We start from the raw sequence: 20,961 nt of genomic DNA, 5'->3' as shown, positions 1-20,961 counted from the left end.
CCAGGATCCGGCGGACGGTCAGCGCCAGAGGAGGAGGGCCTCGCCCTGACCGCCCCCGCCGCAGAGGCTGACGGCGGACCTCCCTGAACCACGCCGTGCGAGCTCCAGGGCGGCATGCAGGGCCAGGCGGGCACCCGACGCCCCGATGGGGTGGCCGAGCGCGATCGCCCCGCCGTGGATGTTGCACTTCTCGAGCGGGTAGTCGAGGTCCTTGAGCGACTGCACGGCGACCGACCCGAACGCCTCATTGATCTCGATGAAGTCGAGCTCCCCCGCGGACCAGCCCGCGCGGTCGAGGGCCTGCGCGATGGCGGCCGAGGGCTGCGAATGGAGCGTGTTGTCGGGCCCCGCCACCTGGCCGGGGTGTCCCACGACGGCGAGCACGGTGAGTCCGTGGTCCTCCGCGTAGGCGCGGGTGGTGACGACGAGCGCGGCGGCGCCGTCGGAGAGCGGAGACGAATTGCCCGCGGTGATCGCGCCGTCCGGGTTGAAGGCCGGCCGCAGTTTCGCGAGCGACTCCACGCTCGTCGTCGGGCGGATGCCCTCGTCGGTAGTGAGGACGACGTCGTCGCCCCTGCGCTGCCGGACGGTGACCGGGAGGATCTCCTCCGCGAGGATCCCGCTGTCCGTCGCGGCGGCGGCCCGCCGGTGGGAGGCCGCGGCCACCTCGTCCTGCGCTGCGCGCGGGATCCCGAGCCGCACGTTGCCGCGTTCCGTCGAGGCACCCATGGACTCGTCGTCGAACGCATCGGTGAGCCCGTCGTGGGCCACCGAGTCGAGGGCCTGGAGGGACCCGTAGGTCCACCCCTGGCGGGAGCCCGGCAGCAGGTGCGGGCCGCGCGTCATGGACTCCTGCCCGCCGGCGACGACGACCCGCGCCTCGCCACTGCGGATCAGGCGAGCGGCGTCGATCACGGCCGTGAGGCCCGAGAGGCAGACCTTGTTGAGGGTGACCGCGGGGACGTTCCAGGGGATTCCCGCCTTCACGGCGGACTGCCGGGCGGGGTTCTGCCCGCACCCGGCCTGGACCACGTGGCCCATGATGACGGCGTCCACGGCGGAAGGGTCGACCCCCGCGCGTTCCAGTGCTCCCCGGATGGCGAGCCCGCCGAGCTCGACGGCGGTGAAGGACGCGAGCTGTCCGTTGAGGCGCCCGAGGGGTGTCCGGGCTCCGCCGACGAGGACGACGTCGTCGGGGGTCGGCGTGGGTGTCGCCATGGCGAAACTCTCTTTCGTCGTTGAAATGGTGCCGCTACCAGATTAGGGCCCCGCCGGCCTCCGAGCGCGCTCAGCCGCGGTCGCGCGGCCCCGGACCGTCCGCGCCCTGCGGGTACAGCAGCGGGAGCTGCAGGGTCAGCCAGGGGCTGAACGCCCACGGGGCAGCCGTGACGGCGCGCACCAGCCCGGGGGCGTCGACCCACTGGTAGTCCATGACCTCCTCGGGCAGGGGGTCCACCGGGCTGTCGGCGACGGCGGTGTATACCGGGCAGACCTCGTTCTCGACGATCCCGCCGGCGTCCACGGCCCGGTAGCGGAAGTCGGGCAGCACGGCCCGGACCTCCCGGACGGTGAAGCCGAGCTCCTGGGCGGCGCGCCGGTGCACCGCGTCCTCGAAGTCCTCACCCGGGGCGGGATGCCCGCAGAAGGAGTTGGTCCACACGCCGGGCCAGGCCTTCTTGCCGAGCGCGCGCCGCGTCACCAGGATGCGCCCCTCGCCGTCGAACACGTGGGCGGAGAAGGCCAGGTGGAGGGGCGTGTCGAGGGTGTGGACCGTCGCCTTCTCCTGCGTCCCGAGCGGCGTGCCGTCCTCGGCCAGCAGCACCACGAGCTCGACGTCGTGGGGCACCCCGGCATCACCGGCGGCGCCCTGCTGAATGATTCCTGCTTCGCTCGCCATGGTGGCTCTCTTTCCGCTGGTTGCCCGCGCGTCCCGCGGGTCGCTGCCGCCGCGAGACCGTCCCGGCGGCAGCCGCCCCCTGTCGTCAAGGGCGCACTTTCCGTTGTTTACTTTACCTATGGACATGGACACTCTGCTGGTCGAGCCCGCCGGGCTCGAACAGGTGGAGGGTGCCCTCGGGCGGTTCTTCGAGGAGTCCAAGAACCGGGCCGCGAAGATCGGCCCCGGCTACCACGCGCTGTGGGAGACCCTCGAGCGCTGCACCGCAGGCGGCAAACGCTTCCGCCCCCGCCTGGTGATGTCGGCCTACCAGATGCTCGGCGGCCGCGACCTCGACAACGCGGCCGAACTCGGAGCGGCTTTCGAGCTCCTCCACACGGCCCTGATCGTCCACGACGACGTCATCGACCGCGACTTCGTCCGCCGCGGGATCCCGAACGTGTCCGGCCGGTACCGCACCGTCGCCGAGGCCGCGGGCCTGTCACCGGACGGCGCACGCCACGTGGGCCTGTCCGCCGGGGTGATCGCCGGCGATCTCGCCCTGTCCAACGCCTACCGCCTGCTCGAGCGCGTCCGGGCTTCGCCGGCCACGCGACGCCGGCTGGGGGACATCCTCGACGAAGCGGTGTTCGCCTCCGCCGCGGGGGAGTTCCTCGACGTCGAGACGTCATTCAGGCCCGAGGTCCCCCCGCTCGAGGACATCCTCCAGATGGCCCGCCTCAAGACCTCGGTGTACTCCTTCGAGGGACCGCTCCAGGCCGGTGCCGTCCTCGCGGGCGCGGACGGCGAGGTGGTCGAGCGGCTCGGCGACTTCGGACGCGACGCCGGTATCGCCTACCAGATCGCCGACGACCTCCTCGGCGTCTTCGGCAGCGAGACACGCACGGGGAAGACGAACTGGGGAGATCTGCGCGAGGGCAAGCGGACCGCGCTCCTGTCCTACATGTCCGCGCGCCCCGAGTGGGAGAGCATCTCCTCGCTCGTCGGGAGTCCGGGCATGTCGGCGTCAGACGCCGACTTCGTCCGGCGCATCCTCGTCGACAGCGGGGCGAAGGACTACTCCGCGGACCTCGCCGCCCAATACGCGTCCCGTGCCCGCGTGCACCTCGACTCCGCCGCGGTCCCGGACGCCCTGCGCTCCGCGCTCGAACCCGTGGTCACCGCCGTCGTGGACAGGGTGCACTGAGTGGGCGTCGACGAGTCGCTCGCGCGCTACAGCGACGCCGCGCTGAAGACATCGGCCGAGGTCATCCGCAGCTACTCGACGTCCTTCGGCCTGGCCTCGCGCATCCTGGACCGGACCACGCGCAGCTCCATCGAGGCCGTGTACGCCCTCGTGCGCGTCGCGGACGAGATCGTCGACGGCGCCGCGGCGGGGGCCGGCCTGTCGGACCGCGAGGTGGAGCGCCTGCTCGACGACCTCGAGCGGGACACCGAGACGGCGATGGCCACGGGCTACAGCGCCAACCTCGTGGTGCATGCGTTCGCCGTCACCGCGAGGAGCACCGGGATCGGCGTCGAGCTCACCCGGCCCTTCTTCGCCTCGATGCGTGCCGACATCACCCAGCACGAACACACCCAGGAGTCGTTCGACCGCTACGTCTACGGATCGGCGGAGGTCGTGGGGCTCATGTGCCTCAAGGCGTTCCTGGTGGGCAGGTCCGTGTCGCCGGAGGAGGACGCGGTGCTGGTGGACGGAGCGCGGCACCTCGGCGCCGCCTTCCAGAAGATCAACTTCCTGCGCGACCTCGCCGAGGACTTCTCGACCCTCGGACGCAGCTACTTCCCCGGCGTCCGTCCCGGCAGTTTCACGGAGGCGGACAAGAACCGCCTGCTGGACGACATCGACGAGGATCTCCGGATCTCGGCCGCCGCGCTCCCGGGGCTGCCCCGGACGCCGCGCCGCGCCGTCGCCCTCGCCCAGGGCCTGTTCACCGAACTCGCGGCGCGCCTGAGGCGCACGCCCGCCGACGAACTCCTGCGGGCACGGATCCGGGTCCCCAACCCGGTGAAGTTCCGCATCATGGCGCAAGCCTTCACCGGTCGCGCGGTACCGGAACCCGCCGCGCAGGAGAGGACGGCATGACCGCACAGCACAGCGAGCGACCACGCATCGGGGCCAGGGACGTCGTCGTGATCGGCGGCGGGATCGGCGGGCTGGCGACGTCGGCACTGCTGGCCAGGGAGGGTCACCACGTCACCCTGCTGGAGAAGCGGGACGAGGTCGGCGGCCGGGCGGGGTCCTGGGAGCAGGACGGCTTCCGCTTCGACACGGGACCGTCCTGGTACCTGATGCCCGAGGTCATCGACCACTTCTTCAAGCTGATGGGCACGAGCGCCGCCGAACAGCTCGAGCTGGTGAAGCTGGACCCCGGCTACCGGGTCGTCTTCGAGGAGGGTCTCGACGTCGTCGACGTCCCCGCCGACCGCGAGGCCGTCATGAAGCTCTTCGAGACCCTCGAGGCCGGGGCCGGCGAGCAACTCTCGAAGTACCTCGACTCCGCCGAGGACGCCTACGAGATCGCCAAGAAGCGCTTCCTCTACTCCACCTTCCAGTCCTTCCTCCCGTTCATCCGGCCCGACGTCCTCAAGCGGCTGCCCCGCATCGGCGCGCTCCTCCTGCAGCCCCTGCAGTCGTTCGTCGAGAAGCGGTTCAAGGATCCCCGCATCCAGCAGATCCTCGGGTATCCGGCGGTCTTCCTCGGGAGCTCGCCCTTCGACGCCCCGAGCATGTACCACCTGATGAGCCACCTCGACCTCGACGACGGGGTGCTCTACCCGATGGGCGGCTTCACGACCCTCATCGACGCGATGCGCCGGGTCGCGACGGACGCGGGCGTCGACATCCGCACCGGCGCCGACGTCGTCGCCATCGACACGGACACGCGTACGCCCGGCCGGTCCCCGCTGGACCGCCAGGCTGCGACGGTGCGGTCGGTCACCTACCGGACGGCCGGCACGACGACCTCGGTCGACGCCGACGTCGTCGTCTCCGCCGCGGACCTCCACCACACCGAGACCACCCTCCTGCCGGCCGACCTGCAGACCTACCCCGAGAAGTACTGGCAGAAGCGCGTCCCGGGGCCGAGCGCGCTGCTGCTGTACCTGGGGGTGCGCGGCTCCCTCCCGCAGCTCGAACACCACACGCTGCTGTTCACCACGGACTGGCGGGACAACTTCGGGCGGATCTTCGGCAAGGAGACCTCCGTGCCGTCACCGGCGTCGCTGTACGTCTGCCGTCCCAGTGCCACCGACAGCTCGGTGGCGCCCGAGGGGCACGAGAACGTGTTCGTCCTCGTGCCCATCCCGGCGGACGTGACCATCGGCAAGGGTGGCCTCGACCGCGGGGGGGACCAGCGGGTCGAGGACCTCGCCGACGCCGTCATAGGCCAGATCTCCGACTGGGCGGGGATCCCCGACCTCGCCGAGCGCATCGTCGTCCGGCGCAGCTACGGACCGCAGGACTTCGCGGAGGACCTCAACGCCTGGCGGGGGACGTCCCTCGGGCCCGCGCACATCCTGAAGCAGAGCGCATTCTTCCGCGGCTCCAACCGCAGCGCGAAGGTCGAGAACCTGTTCTACGCGGGCAGCTCCACCGTGCCCGGCATCGGCATCCCGATGTGCCTCATCAGCGCCGAGCTCATCGTGAAGCGCCTGCGGGGCGACGTGAGCACGGGGCCCCTGGCGGAGCCCGCCGCCGGCTAGGGGAGCCGGACGCCGTGCGCACCGACTCCGTGGCGGCCCGACGTCGGCGCGGCGGGCTTGACGCACGGCGGGCTTGACGTAGGCGGGGAGAGCGGCTATTGGACTTCTGCCTGCCCTTACCGTAATGTAGGTCTTTGCGTCTTCCCTCTAAACCTCAGCCTTCATATAGCGGTGGGCTTTGCTCTGCTCTCGTCGTTGGACCTGGCCACATGGTTGGGACGGATGTGAGCAGACTCCGGTGAGCACTGAGATCCCCGCAGCATCCTGCGGTGGCGGTGCTGAGGCGAAAGCGCTGACAAGCCTGACGGTCTGTGGAAGGATCCCTCTTGGTCGCCCCGAGCACCTCTAATAATGCAACCGCTACCAGCCAGGTCGACGCCGACGGCGCCGCACCCCGGCTCTCATTCGCAAAGATTCACGAACCGCTTGACGTCCCCAACCTCCTCGCGCTCCAGACGGACAGCTTCGACTGGCTCGTCGGCAACGAGCGCTGGAAGGCCCGCGTGGAGGAAGCGCTGGAGAAGGGGCTGCAGGGCTTCGCCACCACCTCCGGCCTGGCCGACATCTTCGAGGAGATCTCCCCGATCGAGGACTTCCAGGGCACCATGTCCCTGAGCTTCTCGGAGCCGGAGTTCGCCGACCCCAAGTACACGATGGCCGAGTGCAAGGATCGCGACGCGACCTACTCCGCCCCGCTGTACGTCAAGGCCGAGTTCATGAACAACAACACGGGCGAGATCAAGCAGCAGACCGTGTTCATGGGTGACTTCCCCCTCATGACCGACAAGGGCACCTTCGTCATCAACGGCACCGAGCGTGTCGTCGTGTCGCAGCTCGTCCGTTCGCCGGGCGCCTACTTCGAGCGCACCGCCGACAAGACCAGCGACAAGGACATCTTCAGCGCGAAGATCATCCCCTCGCGTGGTGCCTGGTTCGAGCTCGAGATCGACAAGCGCGACCAGGTCGGTGTCCGCCTCGACCGCAAGCGCAAGCAGTCCGTCACCGTGCTCCTCAAGGCGCTCGGCTGGACCGAGGGCCAGATCCTCGAGGAGTTCGGCCAGTACGACTCCATCCGCGCCACCATGGAGAAGGACGCCACGGAGACCCGCGAGGACGCCCTCCTGGACATCTACCGCAAGCTGCGACCGGGCGAGCCCCCCACGGTCGAGGCTGCCCAGACCCTCCTGGACAACCTGTACTTCAACCCGAAGCGCTACGACCTCGCGAAGGTCGGCCGGTACAAGATCAACCGGAAGCTCGGCATCGACAAGGCCCTCACGGACTCCGACGCCTCGGTCCTGAACATCGACGACATCGTCGCGATGATCAAGTTCCTGGTGGCGCTGCACGCCGGCGAGAAGACCCTCGGCGGCAAGCGCGACGGCGGCGACGTGGAACTGCGCGTCGAGGTCGACGACATCGACCACTTCGGCAACCGTCGCATCCGCGCGGTCGGCGAGCTCATCGAGAACCAGGTCCGCACCGGCCTGTCCCGTATGGAGCGCGTCGTCCGTGAGCGCATGACCACGCAGGACGTCGAAGCGATCACGCCGCAGACCCTGATCAACATCCGCCCTGTCGTGGCCGCGATCAAGGAGTTCTTCGGAACCTCCCAGCTCTCGCAGTTCATGGACCAGAACAACCCCCTGGCCGGACTGACGCACAAGCGTCGCCTGTCCGCGCTGGGCCCCGGTGGTCTGTCCCGTGACCGTGCAGGCATGGAGGTCCGTGACGTCCACCCGTCGCACTACGGACGTATGTGCCCGATCGAGACCCCTGAAGGCCCGAACATCGGCCTCATCGGTTCGCTCGCCTCGTACGGCCGGATCAACGCGTTCGGTTTCATCGAGACCCCGTACCGCAAGGTCGTCGACGGCCTCGTGACCGAGCAGATCGACTACCTGACCGCCGACGACGAGGTGGAGCGCCTCATCGCCCAGGCGAACGCCCCCCTCGCCGCGGACAACACGTTCGTGGAGGACATGGTCCTCGTGCGGACCCGCGGTGGTTCCGGCGAGCCCGTCCTCGTCGCGCCCGGCGAGGTCGAGTACATGGACGTCTCCCCGCGCCAGATGGTGTCCGTCGCGACCGCGATGATCCCGTTCCTGGAGCACGACGACGCCAACCGTGCCCTCATGGGTGCCAACATGCAGCGCCAGGCCGTGCCCCTGCTCCGTTCCGAGCGTCCCCTCGTGGGCACCGGCATGGAGAAGAACGCCGCCGTCGACGCCGGTGACGCCGTCACCGCCGTGAAGGCCGGCGTCGTCAAGGAGGTGTCGGCGGACCTCGTCAGCATCCTCAACGACGACGGCACCGAGACGAACTACCCGATCATGAAGTTCGCCCGCTCCAACCAGGGCAACGCGTACAACCAGCGCGTCCTGGTCGCCGAGGGCGACCGCGTCGAGTACAACACGATCATCGCCGACGGTCCCTCCACGGACCAGGGCGAGCTCGCGCTCGGCAAGAACATGCTCGTCGCGTTCATGTCCTGGGAGGGTCACAACTTCGAGGACGCGATCATCCTGTCGCAGCGCATCGTCTCCGACGACGTCCTGACGTCGATCCACATCGAGGAGCACGAAGTCGATGCCCGCGACACCAAGCTCGGTGCCGAGGAGATCACGCGTGACATCCCGAACGTCTCCGAGGAGGTCCTCGGGGCCCTCGACGAGCGCGGCATCATCCACATCGGTGCCGAGGTCGAGGCCGGGGACATCCTCGTGGGCCGTGTCACCCCGAAGGGCGAGACGGAACTGACCCCCGAGGAGCGCCTGCTCCGCGCCATCTTCGGCGAGAAGAGCCGCGAAGTCCGCGACACCTCGCTGAAGGTCCCCCACGGCGAGTCCGGAACGGTCATCGGTGTGCGCATCTTCGACCGCGACAACGACGACGAGCTGCCCCCCGGCGTGAACCAGCTGGTCCGCGTCTACGTGGCCCAGAAGCGCAAGATCACCGATGGCGACAAGCTCGCGGGCCGCCACGGCAACAAGGGCGTCATCTCCAAGATCCTCCCGATCGAGGACATGCCCTTCATGGAGGACGGTACGCCCGTCGACATCGTCCTGAACCCCCTGGGTGTCCCGGGCCGCATGAACGTGGGACAGGTCCTCGAGATCCACCTCGGCTGGGCAGCCAAGCAGGGCTGGAAGATCGAGGGCGAGCCCGAGTGGCTGAAGAACCTCCCGAACCTTCCCCGGGAGATCTCCTCGACCACCGTCGCGACCCCCGTGTTCGACGGCGCCACCGAGGACGAGATCGTCGGCCTGCTGGGTTCCACGAACGTCACCCGCGACGGACAGCGCCTCATCGGCGAGTCCGGCAAGGCGCGGCTGTTCGACGGCCGCTCCGGCGAGCCGTTCCCGGACCCGATCTCGGTCGGCTACATGTACATCCTGAAGCTCCACCACCTGGTGGACGACAAGATCCACGCGCGCTCCACCGGCCCGTACTCGATGATCACGCAGCAGCCGCTGGGTGGTAAGGCACAGTTCGGCGGACAGCGCTTCGGTGAGATGGAAGTCTGGGCCCTCGAGGCCTACGGCGCGGCGTACACGCTGCAGGAACTCCTGACCATCAAGTCGGACGACATCCACGGACGCGTCAAGGTGTACGAGGCCATCGTGAAGGGCGAGAACATCCCCGAGCCGGGCGTTCCCGAGTCCTTCAAGGTCCTCATCAAGGAAATGCAGTCGCTCTGCCTGAACGTGGAAGTCCTCTCCACCGACGGCACGACGATCGAGATGCGTGACTCGGATGAAGAAGTCTTCCGGGCCGCGGAGGAACTGGGCATCGACCTCTCACGGGCCGAGCCGAGTTCTGTCGAGGAAGTCTAGGTTGCACGACGCCGTACCGGCGTTCGAACGGGGCCAACGAAATTTCTGCGGCCGCGGGCGGCCTTGAAATATTAAAGGCCCCTTCCTCGAACACCGGTACGGCGTCCACCTGGCTTTTCGCCGCACCCCATAAGACTTCAAGAATTTAGAGAACAAAGAGAGAACAGGGACCCTATGTCCAGCGAATCCTCCTTCGGCCTCATGCGAATCGGCCTTGCCACCGCGGACGAAATCCGCGGCTGGTCCTACGGCGAGGTCAAGAAGCCGGAAACCATCAACTACCGCACGCTCAAGCCCGAGAAGGACGGCCTCTTCTGCGAGAAGATCTTCGGCCCCTCCCGGGACTGGGAGTGCTACTGCGGCAAGTACAAGCGCGTGCGCTTCAAGGGCATCATCTGTGAGCGCTGCGGCGTCGAGGTGACGCGTGCCAAGGTGCGCCGCGAGCGCATGGGGCACATCGAGCTCGCCGCTCCCGTCACGCACATCTGGTACTTCAAGGGCGTCCCCTCGCGCCTCGGCTACCTCCTCGACCTGGCACCGAAGGACCTCGAGAAGGTCATCTACTTCGCCGCCTACATGATCACCTCGGTCGACGAGGAGAACCGCCACGCCGAACTGCCCAACCTCCAGGCCGAGCACGACCTCGAGAAGAAGCAGATGACGGACCAGCGCGACGCCGACATCGCCGCGATCGCCAAGGACCTCGAGGACGAGCTCGCCCGCCTCGAGGGAGAAGGCGCCAAGGCCGCCGACAAGAAGAAGGCCCGCGACTCGGCCGACCGCCAGATGGCGAACGTCCGCAAGCGCGCCGACGCCGACATCGAGCGCCTCGTCCAGGTGTGGGAGCGCTTCAAGACCCTGAAGGTCGCCGACCTCGAGGGCGACGAAGGCCTCTACCGCGAGCTGCGCGACCGCTACGGCCTGTACTTCGAGGGCTCCATGGGTGCCGAGGCGATCAAGAAGCGCCTCGAGAACTTCGACATGCCCGCCGAAGCCGAGATGCTCCGCGACATCATCCAGAACGGCAAGGGTCAGCGCAAGACGCGTGCCCTGAAGCGCCTCAAGGTGGTCAACGCGTTCCTGACGACGACGAACAGCCCCCTGGGCATGGTCCTCGACGCCGTCCCGGTGATCCCGCCGGAACTGCGCCCGATGGTCCAGCTCGACGGCGGCCGTTTCGCGACGTCCGACCTCAACGACCTGTACCGCCGCGTGATCAACCGCAATAACCGCCTGAAGCGCCTGCTGGATCTCGGGGCTCCCGAGATCATCGTGAACAACGAGAAGCGCATGCTCCAGGAAGCGGTCGACTCCCTGTTCGACAACGGCCGCCGCGGCCGCCCCGTCACCGGACCGGGCAACCGTCCCCTGAAGTCGCTCTCGGACATGCTCAAGGGCAAGCAGGGTCGTTTCCGCCAGAACCTCCTCGGCAAGCGTGTCGACTACTCGGGCCGTTCGGTGATCGTCGTCGGCCCGCAGCTGAAGCTGCACCAGTGCGGCCTGCCCAAGCAGATGGCACTGGAGCTCTTCAAGCCGTTCGTGATGAAGCGCCTGGTGGACCTCAACCACGCGCAGAACATCAAGAGCGCCAAGCGCATGGTCGAGCGGTACCGTCCCCAGGTGTGGGACGTCCTCGAGGAGATCATCACCGAGCACCCCGTGCTGCTGAACCGTGCACCCACCCTGCACCGCCTCGGCATCCAGGCGTTCGAGCCGCAGCTCGTCGAGGGCAAGGCACTCCAGCTCCACCCGCTGGTCTGTGGTGCGTTCAACGCGGACTTCGACGGTGACCAGATGGCAGTCCACCTGCCGCTGAGCCCCGAGGCCCAGGCCGAGGCGCGCATCCTGATGCTCTCCTCGAACAACATCCTGAAGCCGTCCGACGGCCGTCCGGTGACCCTGCCCTCGCAGGACATGATCATCGGTCTGCACCACCTCACCACCAAGCGTGAGGGAAGCGCCGGCGAAGGCCGCGTCTTCACGAGCATGGCCGAAGCCGTCATGGCGTTCGACATGGGCTCGCTCCACCTCAACTCGGTGGTCCGGATCCGCGTCGACAACTTCGTGCCCAGCGCCGACGTCGCCGCTCCCGAGGGCTGGGAGCCCGGTACGCCGGCCCTGATCGAGACGTCCCTCGGACAGGTGCTGTTCAACGAGACGCTCCCCCTGGACTACCCCTGGGTGGAGAAGGTCGCCGACAAGGGCCAGCTGTCGACGATCGTCAACGACCTCGCGGAGCGCTACCCGAAGGTGGTCACGGCGGCGACGCTGGACAACCTGAAGGACGCCGGTTTCTATTGGGCCACCCGCTCGGGCGTCACCGTCGCGATCTCGGACATCTCCGCGCCGATCAACAAGGCCGGCATCATGGAGGGCTACGAGACGCAGGCCGCCAAGGTCCAGTCGCAGTTCGACAAGGGCCTCATCGCCGACGAGGAGCGCCGCCAGGAGCTCATCGACATCTGGAACAAGGCCACCAACGAGGTCGCCGCCTCCATGCGCGCCGCGATGCCGAAGGACAACACCATCAACCGCATGGTGTCCTCCGGCGCACGAGGCAACTGGCTGCAGGTCCGCCAGATCGCCGGTATCCGTGGCCTCGTGGCCAACCCCAAGGGCGAGATCATCCCGCGTCCGATCAAGTCCTCGTACCGCGAGGGCCTGTCGGTCCTGGAGTACTTCATCGCCACGCACGGTGCCCGTAAGGGCCTCGCCGACACCGCCCTGCGTACCGCCAACTCGGGTTACCTGACCCGTCGACTGGTGGACGTCTCGCAGGACGTCATCGTCCGGGAGGACGACTGCGGTACCGAGCGCGGCCTGAAGGTCACCATCGCCGTGCCGAACGCCGACGGCGAACTGGTGCTGCACGAAGAGGTCGAGAACTCGGCGTACGCCCGTACGCTGGCCACCGACGTCGTCGACTCCAAGGGCACGGTGCTCGCTGCCGCGGGCGCCGACGTCGGAGACGTGCTCATCGGTGAACTGTTCGAGGCCGGCATCTCGGACATCAAGGTGCGCTCCGTGCTCACCTGCGAGTCCAGCGTCGGCACCTGTGCCCTCTGCTACGGCCGTTCGCTCGCGACCGGCAAGACCGTGGACATCGGAGAGGCCGTCGGCATCATCGCCGCACAGTCGATCGGCGAGCCCGGCACCCAGCTGACGATGCGTACCTTCCACACCGGTGGTGTGGCGTCGGCGGAGGACATCACCCAGGGTCTGCCCCGCATCCAGGAGCTCTTCGAGGCGCGTACCCCCAAGGGTGTCGCCCCGATCTCCGAGGTCGCAGGGCGCGTCACCATCGAGGATGCCGAGAAGCAGCTTCGCCTGGTGGTCACCCCCGACGACGGCTCCGAGGAGATCGCGTACCCGGTCCTGCGCCGTGCACGCCTCCTCGTGTCCGACGGCGAGCACGTCGAGGTCGGGCAGCAGCTCGTCTTCGGCGCGGTCGACCCGAAGCAGATCCTCCGGATCCTCGGCCCCCGCAAGGCCCAGGAGTTCCTGGTGGACGAGGTCCAGCGTGTGTACCGCAGCCAGGGTGTGGGCATCCATGACAAGCACGTGGAGGTCATCGTCCGCCAGATGCTGCGCCGCGTCACCGTGATCGAGTCCGGCGAGTCGGACCTGCTCCCCGGTGAGCTGGCCGAGCGCCGCCGCTTCGAGGACGAGAACCGACGCGTGGTGTCCGAGGGCAAGAAGCCGGCCTCCGGCCGTCCCGAGCTCATGGGTATCACCAAGGCCTCCCTCGCCACCGAGTCGTGGCTGTCGGCCGCTTCCTTCCAGGAGACCACGCGTGTCCTCACGCAGGCCGCCATGGAAGGCAAGAGCGATCCGCTGCTCGGCCTCAAGGAGAACGTCATCATCGGTAAGCTCATCCCGGCCGGTACCGGCCTGGACCGCTACACGAAGGTCACGGTCGAACCCACCGAGGAAGCCAAGGCGAACCTCTTCACCGGTCCGAGCGCGTTCAGCGACTTCGACTACGCCGGCGTCGAGGGCGGCCTGAGCCCCGAGTTCCACGCGATCCCGCTGGACGACTACGACATGGGCTCGAGCGACTTCCGGTAAGGAGGCCGCGAGGGACCCGACCCGCACCTGCGAGGGTCGGGTCCGGGCTCCTTGCCCGAAGGAGCGCTGCCGCCGAGCGGAGCCGCCTGGACGGAAGGCCCCGGACCTCACGGTCCGGGGCCTTCCCGCGTCCTGCGGAGTCCGCCCCTACCACGCGGGGGAGCGGAGCGCGCACAGGGCCGAACCCGATCTCTGGTAGACTGGGGACCAATTGTTTGTGTGGCAGTGGATCGGCGTTGAGAAACGTATCTCCGTGTTGTACGTAAGTTGTACAGCGAATGCCACAATTTCGCACGCCTACAGTCGTTCTGCGGCAGCCTGTCCGTCGGTGGTGCGCCAAACGACCGATCATCCCGATCTCTGGACGGCGCGGCCCTGCGAAGCGGCCGCACCCGCGGAGTAGGGCGTCACAGATCTCATCTTCAGACATTACGGAGAACACGAAAGTGCCTACGATTAACCAGCTGGTCCGCAAGGGCCGGACACCTAAGGTCTCCAAGACCAAGGCGCCCGCACTGAAGGGCAGCCCCATGAAGCGCGGCGTCTGCACCCGCGTCTACACCACCACCCCGAAGAAGCCGAACTCGGCTCTCCGCAAGGTCGCCCGCGTACGCCTCAACGGCGGCATCGAAGTCACCGCCTACATCCCCGGTGTCGGTCACAACCTTCAGGAACACTCCATCGTGCTCGTGCGCGGCGGTCGTGTGAAGGACCTCCCGGGTGTCCGCTACAAGATCGTCCGTGGCGCTCTCGATACCCAGGGCGTGAAGAACCGCAAGCAGGCTCGCAGCCGCTACGGCGCGAAGATGGAGAAGAAGTAATATGCCTCGTAAGGGCCCGGCCCCGAAGCGGCCGCTCGTTGTAGATCCCGTCTACGGTTCCCCCCTGGTCACGCAGCTGATCAACAAGGTGCTCGTCGACGGCAAGAAGTCCACCGCCGAGCGCATCGTGTACGGCGCGCTCGAAGGCGCCCGTGCCAAGTCCGGCGGCGACCCCGTCGCCGCGCTGAAGAAGGCCATGGACAACGTCAAGCCGACCCTCGAGGTCCGCTCGCGCCGCGTCGGTGGCGCCACCTACCAGGTCCCCGTCGAGGTCAAGCCCGGTCGTTCGACCGCGCTGGCCCTCCGCTGGCTCGTGGGCTACTCCAAGGCCCGCCGCGAGAAGACCATGACCGAGCGCCTGCAGAACGAGATCCTGGATGCGTCCAACGGTCTCGGAGCAGCAGTGAAGCGCCGCGAGGACACGCACAAGATGGCCGAGTCCAACAAGGCCTTCGCACACTACCGCTGGTAGCACTTCTGCCGGCCGGGCCGTCCCCCTTCCGGGGACGGCCCCGCGGGCGATCCAGCAGAACTCCATTTTCGTATTAAGGGAGACACCGTGGCACAGGACGTGCTTACCGACCTCAACAAGGTCCGCAACATCGGCATCATGGCCCACATCGATGCCGGCAAGACCACTACTACCGAGCGCATCCTGTTCTACACGGGTGTCAACCACAAGATCGGTGAGACGCACGACGGCGCCTCCACCACCGACTGGATGGAACAGGAGAAGGAGCGCGGCATCACCATCACGTCTGCCGCCGTGACCTGCTTCTGGGAGAACAACCAGATCAACATCATCGACACTCCCGGGCACGTCGACTTCACCGTCGAGGTCGAGCGCTCACTGCGCGTCCTCGACGGCGCCGTCGCGGTGTTCGACGGCAAGGAGGGCGTCGAGCCCCAGTCGGAGACCGTCTGGCGCCAGGCCGACAAGTACGAAGTGCCCCGCATCTGCTTCGTCAACAAGATGGACAAGCTGGGCGCCGACTTCTACTTCACCGTCGACACCATCATCAGCCGCCTGGGCGCCAAGCCCCTCGTGCTGCAGCTCCCGATCGGCGCCGAGAACGACTTCGTCGGCGTCGTCGACCTGCTCTACATGCGTGCCCTCGTCTGGCCCGGCGACTCCAAGGGTGACGTCACCATGGGTGCGAAGTACGAGATCCAGGAGATCCCGGCCGACCTCAAGGAGAAGGCCGAGGAGTACCGCGCGGCCCTCGTCGAGACCGTCGCCGAGTCCTCCGACGAGCTCATGAACAAGTACCTCGAAGGCGAAGAGATCTCCGTCGACGAGCTCAAGGCCGGCATCCGCAAGATGACGATCAACTCCGAGCTCTACCCGATCCTCTGCGGTTCCGCGTTCAAGAACCGCGGTGTGCAGCCGATGCTCGATGCCGTCATCGACTACCTGCCCTCGCCCCTCGACGTCCCCCCGATGATCGGTCACGATCCCCGGAACGAAGAGGTCGAGCTCACCCGCAAGCCGAGCACCGAGGAGCCGTTCTCGGCCCTCGCGTTCAAGGTCGCGACGCACCCGTTCTTCGGCCAGCTGACGTTCATCCGCGTGTACTCCGGGCACGTGACGGCCGGTACGCAGCTCGTGAACTCGACGAAGAGCAAGAAGGAGCGCATCGGGAAGCTCTTCCAGATGCACGCCAACAAGGAGATCCCCGTCGAGGAGGCTTCGGCCGGGCACATCTACGCCGCGATCGGCCTGAAGGACACCACCACCGGTGACACCCTCTCCGACTCGGCGAACCAGATCGTGCTCGAGTCCATGAGCTTCCCCGCACCCGTGATCTCGGTGGCCATCGAGCCGAAGACCAAGGGCGACCAGGAGAAGCTGTCCACGGCCATCCAGAAGCTCTCGGCCGAGGACCCCACGTTCCAGGTGTCCCTGAACGAGGACACCGGACAGACGATCATCGCCGGCATGGGCGAGCTCCACCTGGACATCCTGGTGGACCGCATGCGCCGCGAGTTCCGCGTCGAGGCGAACGTGGGCAAGCCCCAGGTCGCCTACCGCGAGACCATCCGGAGCAAGGTCGCCAAGCACGACTACACCCACAAGAAGCAGACGGGTGGCTCCGGCCAGTTCGCGAAGATCCAGATCGCGATCGAGCCGATGGAGGTCGAGGAAGGTGTCATGTACGCCTTCGACAACAAGGTGACCGGTGGCCGCGTGCCCCGCGAGTACATCCCGAGCGTCGACGCCGGCATCCAGGATGCCCTCAACGACGGCGTGCTCGCCGGATACCCTGTGGTCGGCATCAAGGCGACCCTGCTCGACGGCGCCTACCACGACGTCGACTCCTCGGAGATGGCGTTCAAGATCGCCGGCCGGATGGCTTTCAAGGAAGCCGCACGCATGGCGAAGCCCGTACTGCTCGAACCCCTGATGGAGGTGGAGGTCCGCACCCCCGAGGAATACATGGGTGAAGTGATCGGTGACCTCAACTCCCGCCGCGGCCAGATGCAGTCCATGGAGGATGCCAGCGGCGTGAAGGTCATCACCGCCCACGTGCCCCTCTCGGGCATGTTCGGGTACATCGGTGACCTGCGGTCGAAGACCCAGGGCCGTGCCGTGTACTCCATGAAGTTCGACAGCTACTCCGAGGTCCCGAAGGCAGTCGCCGACGAGATCATCCAGAAGACGCGCGGCGAATAGACCCCTCCCGGGAACGGGATCCGGGGGAGCGGAGGCGGCCTGTCCCAGGGCCGGCCGCCCCGTCCCCCTGCCGCCGGGCCAGCAGGCCCGGCGGTGCAGAGCAATTTCATCAAACCAAAAGCCCCCAGTAGACTTGCATGAGTTTCAGCTGCGACAAGCGCGGCTGGGAAGCAAATCTTCTCAAACGTTCTAGGAGGAACCCGTGGCGAAGGCAAAGTTCGAGCGGACTAAGCCGCACGTTAACATCGGCACCATCGGTCACGTTGACCATGGAAAGACGACGTTGACGGCTGCCATTTCCAAGGTGCTGTACGACAAGTACCCCACTCTCAACGAGCAGCGTGACTTCGCGTCGATCGACTCGGCTCCCGAGGAGAAGCAGCGCGGCATCACCATCAACATCTCGCACGTCGAGTACCAGACCGAGAAGCGCCACTACGCCCACGTAGACGCTCCCGGCCACGCCGACTACATCAAGAACATGATCACCGGTGCGGCCCAGATGGACGGGGCGATCCTCGTCGTCGCAGCCACCGATGGTCCGATGGCCCAGACGCGCGAGCACGTCCTGCTCGCCCGCCAGGTCGGCGTCCCCTACCTGCTGGTCGCGCTGAACAAGTCCGACATGGTCGACGACGAAGAGCTCCTCGACCTCGTCGAGATGGAGGTCCGCGAACTGCTCAGCTCGCAGGGCTTCGACGGCGACGACGCCCCTGTGGTCCGCGTCTCCGGCCTGAAGGCCCTCGAGGGCGACCCCGAGTGGGTCAAGTCCGTCGAGGACCTGATGGAAGCCGTCGACAACAACGTCCCGGATCCCATCCGCGACAAGGACAAGCCCTTCCTCATGCCTGTCGAGGACGTCTTCACGATCACCGGTCGTGGAACCGTCGTCACGGGCCGCGCCGAGCGCGGCACCCTCGCCATCAACTCCGAGGTCGAGATCGTCGGTATCCGTCCGGTCCAGAAGACCACGGTCACCGGTATCGAGATGTTCCACAAGCAGCTCGACGAGGCCTGGGCCGGCGAGAACTGTGGTCTGCTGCTCCGCGGCATCAAGCGCGAAGACGTAGAGCGTGGCCAGGTCATCGTGAAGCCGGGTTCGATCACCCCCCACACCGACTTCGAGGCCAACGTCTACATCCTGGCCAAGGACGAGGGTGGGCGTCACAACCCGTTCTACTCGAACTACCGCCCGCAGTTCTACTTCCGCACCACGGACGTGACCGGCGTCATCACCCTCCCCGAGGGCACCGAGATGGTCATGCCCGGCGACAACACCGAGATGACCGTCGAGCTCATCCAGCCGATCGCCATGGAAGAGGGCCTCGGCTTCGCCATCCGCGAAGGCGGCCGCACCGTCGGTTCGGGACGTGTCACCAAGATCCTGAAGTAGTCCTTCCGACTGCCTGAGTGATTCTCAGAAGGGCCCCGCTGCTTCCGCAGCGGGGCCCTTCTGCGTCGACGGGTCCGGCCCAGCACACCCGCACCGTACACGGACGACGAGTCGGCGGAAGCAGGACATTCACCTTCCGTACCGGCGAACCAGGACGCCCACAAGGGGCGTCCTCCGCGCCGTGGCCGGTATCCCGGGTCTCGCGCACCCGGTTCGACCGCGGCGGCGGAAGGTCGGGTAGTACACATCACCCGGGCGACGACCGGCCCGGTTCGCAATCGTGCCGGCGATCTGCCACACTAGGTAAGTTGTTCAAGCGCTAGCGCGTGCGGTCAGAGACCCGATCCCGGTCAGGATAATGCCTGGCGCAGGGTCCGGATCCGCCGGCACGTGGAGCCCAAATATGATCCACCCCGTTCCGCTCGTCCGGAATCCACGGAACGTGCGTGTCCAGACTGTGCTGTTCGTGCACAGCGCGACACGCCCGAGCGCGGGGGTCGGAGCCCGGCAGGGTGAGGAACCCGGATCCTTCCGGATTCAGCCTGTTCGGGAAGCGTCGCACAACGGACGCAGGAAATGTACGTACGTACCGGAACTGCCCAGGCAGTTATGTAGAGAGAGAGTCGAGACGCCATGGCGGGACAAAAAATCCGCATCCGGCTGAAGTCATATGACCACGAGGTCATCGATGTTTCAGCCCGGAAGATCGTTGAGACGGTGACGCGCGCAGGCGCAACGGTAGTGGGCCCCGTGCCCCTGCCCACGGAGAAGAACGTTTTCGTTGTCATCCGGTCCCCGCACAAGTACAAGGACAGCCGTGAGCACTTCGAAATGCGTACTCACAAGCGCCTGATCGACATCATTGATCCCACGCCCAAGGCCGTCGATTCGCTGATGCGTCTCGACCTGCCTGCGGACGTGAACATCGAAATCAAGCTGTAAGGGAGAGCGGATACATATGTCTACTTCACTTACGCGCCAGGTCAAGGGCCTGCTCGGCATCAAGCTCGGCATGACCCAGGTCTGGGACGAGAACAACATCCTCATCCCCGTCACCGTCGTCCAGGCAGACTCGAACGTCATCACCCAGCTCCTCAGCGAGGACAAGGACGGCTACACCGCCGTCCAGATCGGCTTCGGCCAGATCGACCCCCGCAAGGTCACGAAGCCCCTCGCGGGCCACTTCGAGAAGGCAGGCGTCACGCCTCGCCGTCACGTCGTCGAGCTGCGGACCTCCGACGCCGACTCGTACTCGCTCGGCCAGGAGCTCTCCGTCGAGATGTTCGAAGCCGGCCAGACGGTCGACGTCATCGGCACCACCAAGGGCAAGGGCTTTGCCGGCGTCATGAAGCGCCACGGTTTCCACGGTGTGGGAGCGTCGCACGGTGCTCACAAGAACCACCGCAAGCCCGGTTCCATCGGTGGAGCATCCACCCCCAGCCGCGTCTTCCGTGGAATGAAAATGGCGGGCCGTATGGGCGCCGTCCGTCAGACCACGCTGAACCTCCGGGTTCACGCTATCGACGCCGAGAAGTCGCTGCTGCTGATCAAGGGTGCCGTCCCCGGCGCCCGCGGCCAGGTCGTCCTCGTACGCACCGCCGTGAAGGGAGCATAGCCAAATGGCTGCCAACACCGTAAACGTCGATCTCCCCGCCGAGATCTTCGACGCGCAGACCAACGTGCCGCTGCTGCACCAGGTCGTCGTCGCACAGCTTGCTGCCGCCCGCCAGGGCACGCACAAGACCAAGACCCGCGCCGAGGTGAGCGGCGCAGGCCGCAAGCCGTTCAAGCAGAAGGGAACCGGTCGCGCCCGCCAGGGTTCGATCCGCGCCCCCCACATGACCGGCGGCGGCGTCGTCCACGGACCCACGCCCCGCGACTACAGCCAGCGCACCCCCAAGAAGATGAAGGCCGCAGCCCTGCGCGGCGCCCTCTCGGACCGGGCCCGCAACGGTCGCATCCACGTCCTCGAATCCCTGGTCACGGGCGACAAGCCCTCGACCAAGGGCGCGATCGACACCCTGCGCGCGATCTCCGAGCGGCCCCGCCTGCTCGTGATCATCGAGCGTGCCAACGACGTCGCAGCACTCTCCGTGCGCAACGTTCCCGAGGTACACGTCCTCTACGTAGACCAGCTGAACACGTACGACGTGCTGGTGTCCGACGACGTCATCTTCACCAAGGCCGCCTACGACCAGTTCGTCGGCACGGCTGATGTCATCACCGAGGAGGATGCCAAGTGAGCGGCACCATCGCAAAGGATCCGCGCGACGTCGTCATTGCACCCGTCGTCTCGGAGAAGAGCTACGGACTGATCGACGAAGGCAAGTACACCTTCCTGGTCGACCCGCGCTCGAACAAGGAAGAAATCAAGCTGGCGGTCGAGAAGATCTTCTCCGTGAAGGTCGATTCGATCAACACCATCAACCGGGTTGGCAAGCGCAAGCGCACCAAGTTCGGCTGGGGCCAGCGCAAGGGCACCAAGCGTGCCATCGTGTCCCTCAAAGAGGGCTCGATCGACATCTTCGGCGGTCCGCTCTCCTAGAGCGGAGACCACTTTAACGAGG

Annotated in this window: 15 protein-coding genes; 13 read left to right on the top strand and 2 right to left on the bottom strand. The window is 67.0% G+C overall.

What is annotated here, in order from left to right; all coding sequences use genetic code 11:
* Positions 1 to 18 precede the first annotated feature (18 nt).
* Positions 19 to 1,218 (bottom strand): acetyl-CoA C-acetyltransferase, encoded by a 1,200-nt coding sequence (locus ACX80P_RS08500; RefSeq protein ID WP_459277643.1) that lies wholly within the window; start codon positions 1,216 to 1,218, stop codon positions 19 to 21.
* A gap of 70 nt (positions 1,219 to 1,288) precedes the next feature.
* Entirely contained in the window at positions 1,289 to 1,897 is a 609-nt protein-coding gene (gene idi / locus ACX80P_RS08495; RefSeq protein WP_459277642.1) for an isopentenyl-diphosphate Delta-isomerase, read from the bottom strand.
* 118 nt (positions 1,898 to 2,015) lie between these two features.
* On the opposite strand from idi, the gene ACX80P_RS08490 reads away from it, so the two are divergent.
* The 13 genes from ACX80P_RS08490 (at position 2,016) to rplW (ending at position 20,939) form a co-directional block, all read left to right on the top strand.
* Complete coding sequence (locus tag ACX80P_RS08490; protein ID WP_459277641.1) at positions 2,016 to 3,083, top strand: polyprenyl synthetase family protein; 1,068 nt, start codon at positions 2,016 to 2,018, stop codon at positions 3,081 to 3,083.
* Positions 3,084 to 3,983 (top strand): phytoene/squalene synthase family protein, encoded by a 900-nt coding sequence (locus ACX80P_RS08485; protein WP_459277640.1) that lies wholly within the window; start codon positions 3,084 to 3,086, stop codon positions 3,981 to 3,983.
* Positions 3,980 to 5,602 (top strand): phytoene desaturase family protein, encoded by a 1,623-nt coding sequence (gene crtI / locus ACX80P_RS08480; RefSeq protein ID WP_459277639.1) that lies wholly within the window; start codon positions 3,980 to 3,982, stop codon positions 5,600 to 5,602. Before ACX80P_RS08485 ends, crtI begins: the two co-directional genes overlap by 4 nt.
* A gap of 326 nt (positions 5,603 to 5,928) precedes the next feature.
* The gene (gene rpoB, locus ACX80P_RS08475; RefSeq protein ID WP_459277638.1) at positions 5,929 to 9,438 is read left to right on the top strand and encodes a DNA-directed RNA polymerase subunit beta; all 3,510 of its coding nucleotides are present in this window, start codon (positions 5,929 to 5,931) and stop codon (positions 9,436 to 9,438) included.
* A gap of 174 nt (positions 9,439 to 9,612) precedes the next feature.
* Positions 9,613 to 13,506 carry a DNA-directed RNA polymerase subunit beta' gene (locus tag ACX80P_RS08470; RefSeq protein WP_459277637.1) on the top strand — a complete coding sequence of 1,298 codons (3,894 nt, stop codon included), beginning with the start codon at positions 9,613 to 9,615 and terminating at the stop codon, positions 13,504 to 13,506.
* Positions 13,507 to 13,952: 446 nt separating this feature from the next.
* A complete protein-coding gene (gene rpsL, locus ACX80P_RS08465; protein WP_043440593.1) occupies positions 13,953 to 14,327 on the top strand; it encodes a 30S ribosomal protein S12 in 375 nt (124 codons plus the stop codon).
* Position 14,328: 1 nt separating this feature from the next.
* Entirely contained in the window at positions 14,329 to 14,799 is a 471-nt protein-coding gene (gene rpsG, locus ACX80P_RS08460) for a 30S ribosomal protein S7 (RefSeq protein ID WP_043440595.1), read from the top strand.
* A gap of 87 nt (positions 14,800 to 14,886) precedes the next feature.
* On the top strand, positions 14,887 to 17,001 hold the full coding sequence (gene fusA, locus ACX80P_RS08455) for an elongation factor G (protein ID WP_459277636.1): 2,115 nt from the start codon (positions 14,887 to 14,889) through the stop codon (positions 16,999 to 17,001).
* Between the two features lie 202 nt (positions 17,002 to 17,203).
* Positions 17,204 to 18,394 carry an elongation factor Tu gene (gene tuf / locus ACX80P_RS08450; protein WP_459277635.1) on the top strand — a complete coding sequence of 397 codons (1,191 nt, stop codon included), beginning with the start codon at positions 17,204 to 17,206 and terminating at the stop codon, positions 18,392 to 18,394.
* 633 nt (positions 18,395 to 19,027) lie between these two features.
* Complete coding sequence (gene rpsJ / locus ACX80P_RS08445; protein WP_026531952.1) at positions 19,028 to 19,336, top strand: 30S ribosomal protein S10; 309 nt, start codon at positions 19,028 to 19,030, stop codon at positions 19,334 to 19,336.
* Between the two features lie 16 nt (positions 19,337 to 19,352).
* Positions 19,353 to 20,009, top strand: a complete 657-nt coding sequence (gene rplC / locus ACX80P_RS08440) for a 50S ribosomal protein L3 (protein WP_459277634.1) — start codon at positions 19,353 to 19,355, stop codon at positions 20,007 to 20,009.
* Between the two features lie 4 nt (positions 20,010 to 20,013).
* The gene (gene rplD, locus ACX80P_RS08435) at positions 20,014 to 20,637 is read left to right on the top strand and encodes a 50S ribosomal protein L4 (RefSeq protein WP_459277633.1); all 624 of its coding nucleotides are present in this window, start codon (positions 20,014 to 20,016) and stop codon (positions 20,635 to 20,637) included.
* Complete coding sequence (rplW, locus tag ACX80P_RS08430) at positions 20,634 to 20,939, top strand: 50S ribosomal protein L23 (protein WP_026531955.1); 306 nt, start codon at positions 20,634 to 20,636, stop codon at positions 20,937 to 20,939. Before rplD ends, rplW begins: the two co-directional genes overlap by 4 nt.
* Positions 20,940 to 20,961 lie beyond the last annotated feature (22 nt).

It is taken from the genome of Arthrobacter arabinosi (assembly GCF_054511115.1).
The sequence above is the reverse complement of the archived record's forward strand: the minus strand, read 5'-3'. Positions and strand labels throughout refer to the sequence as shown.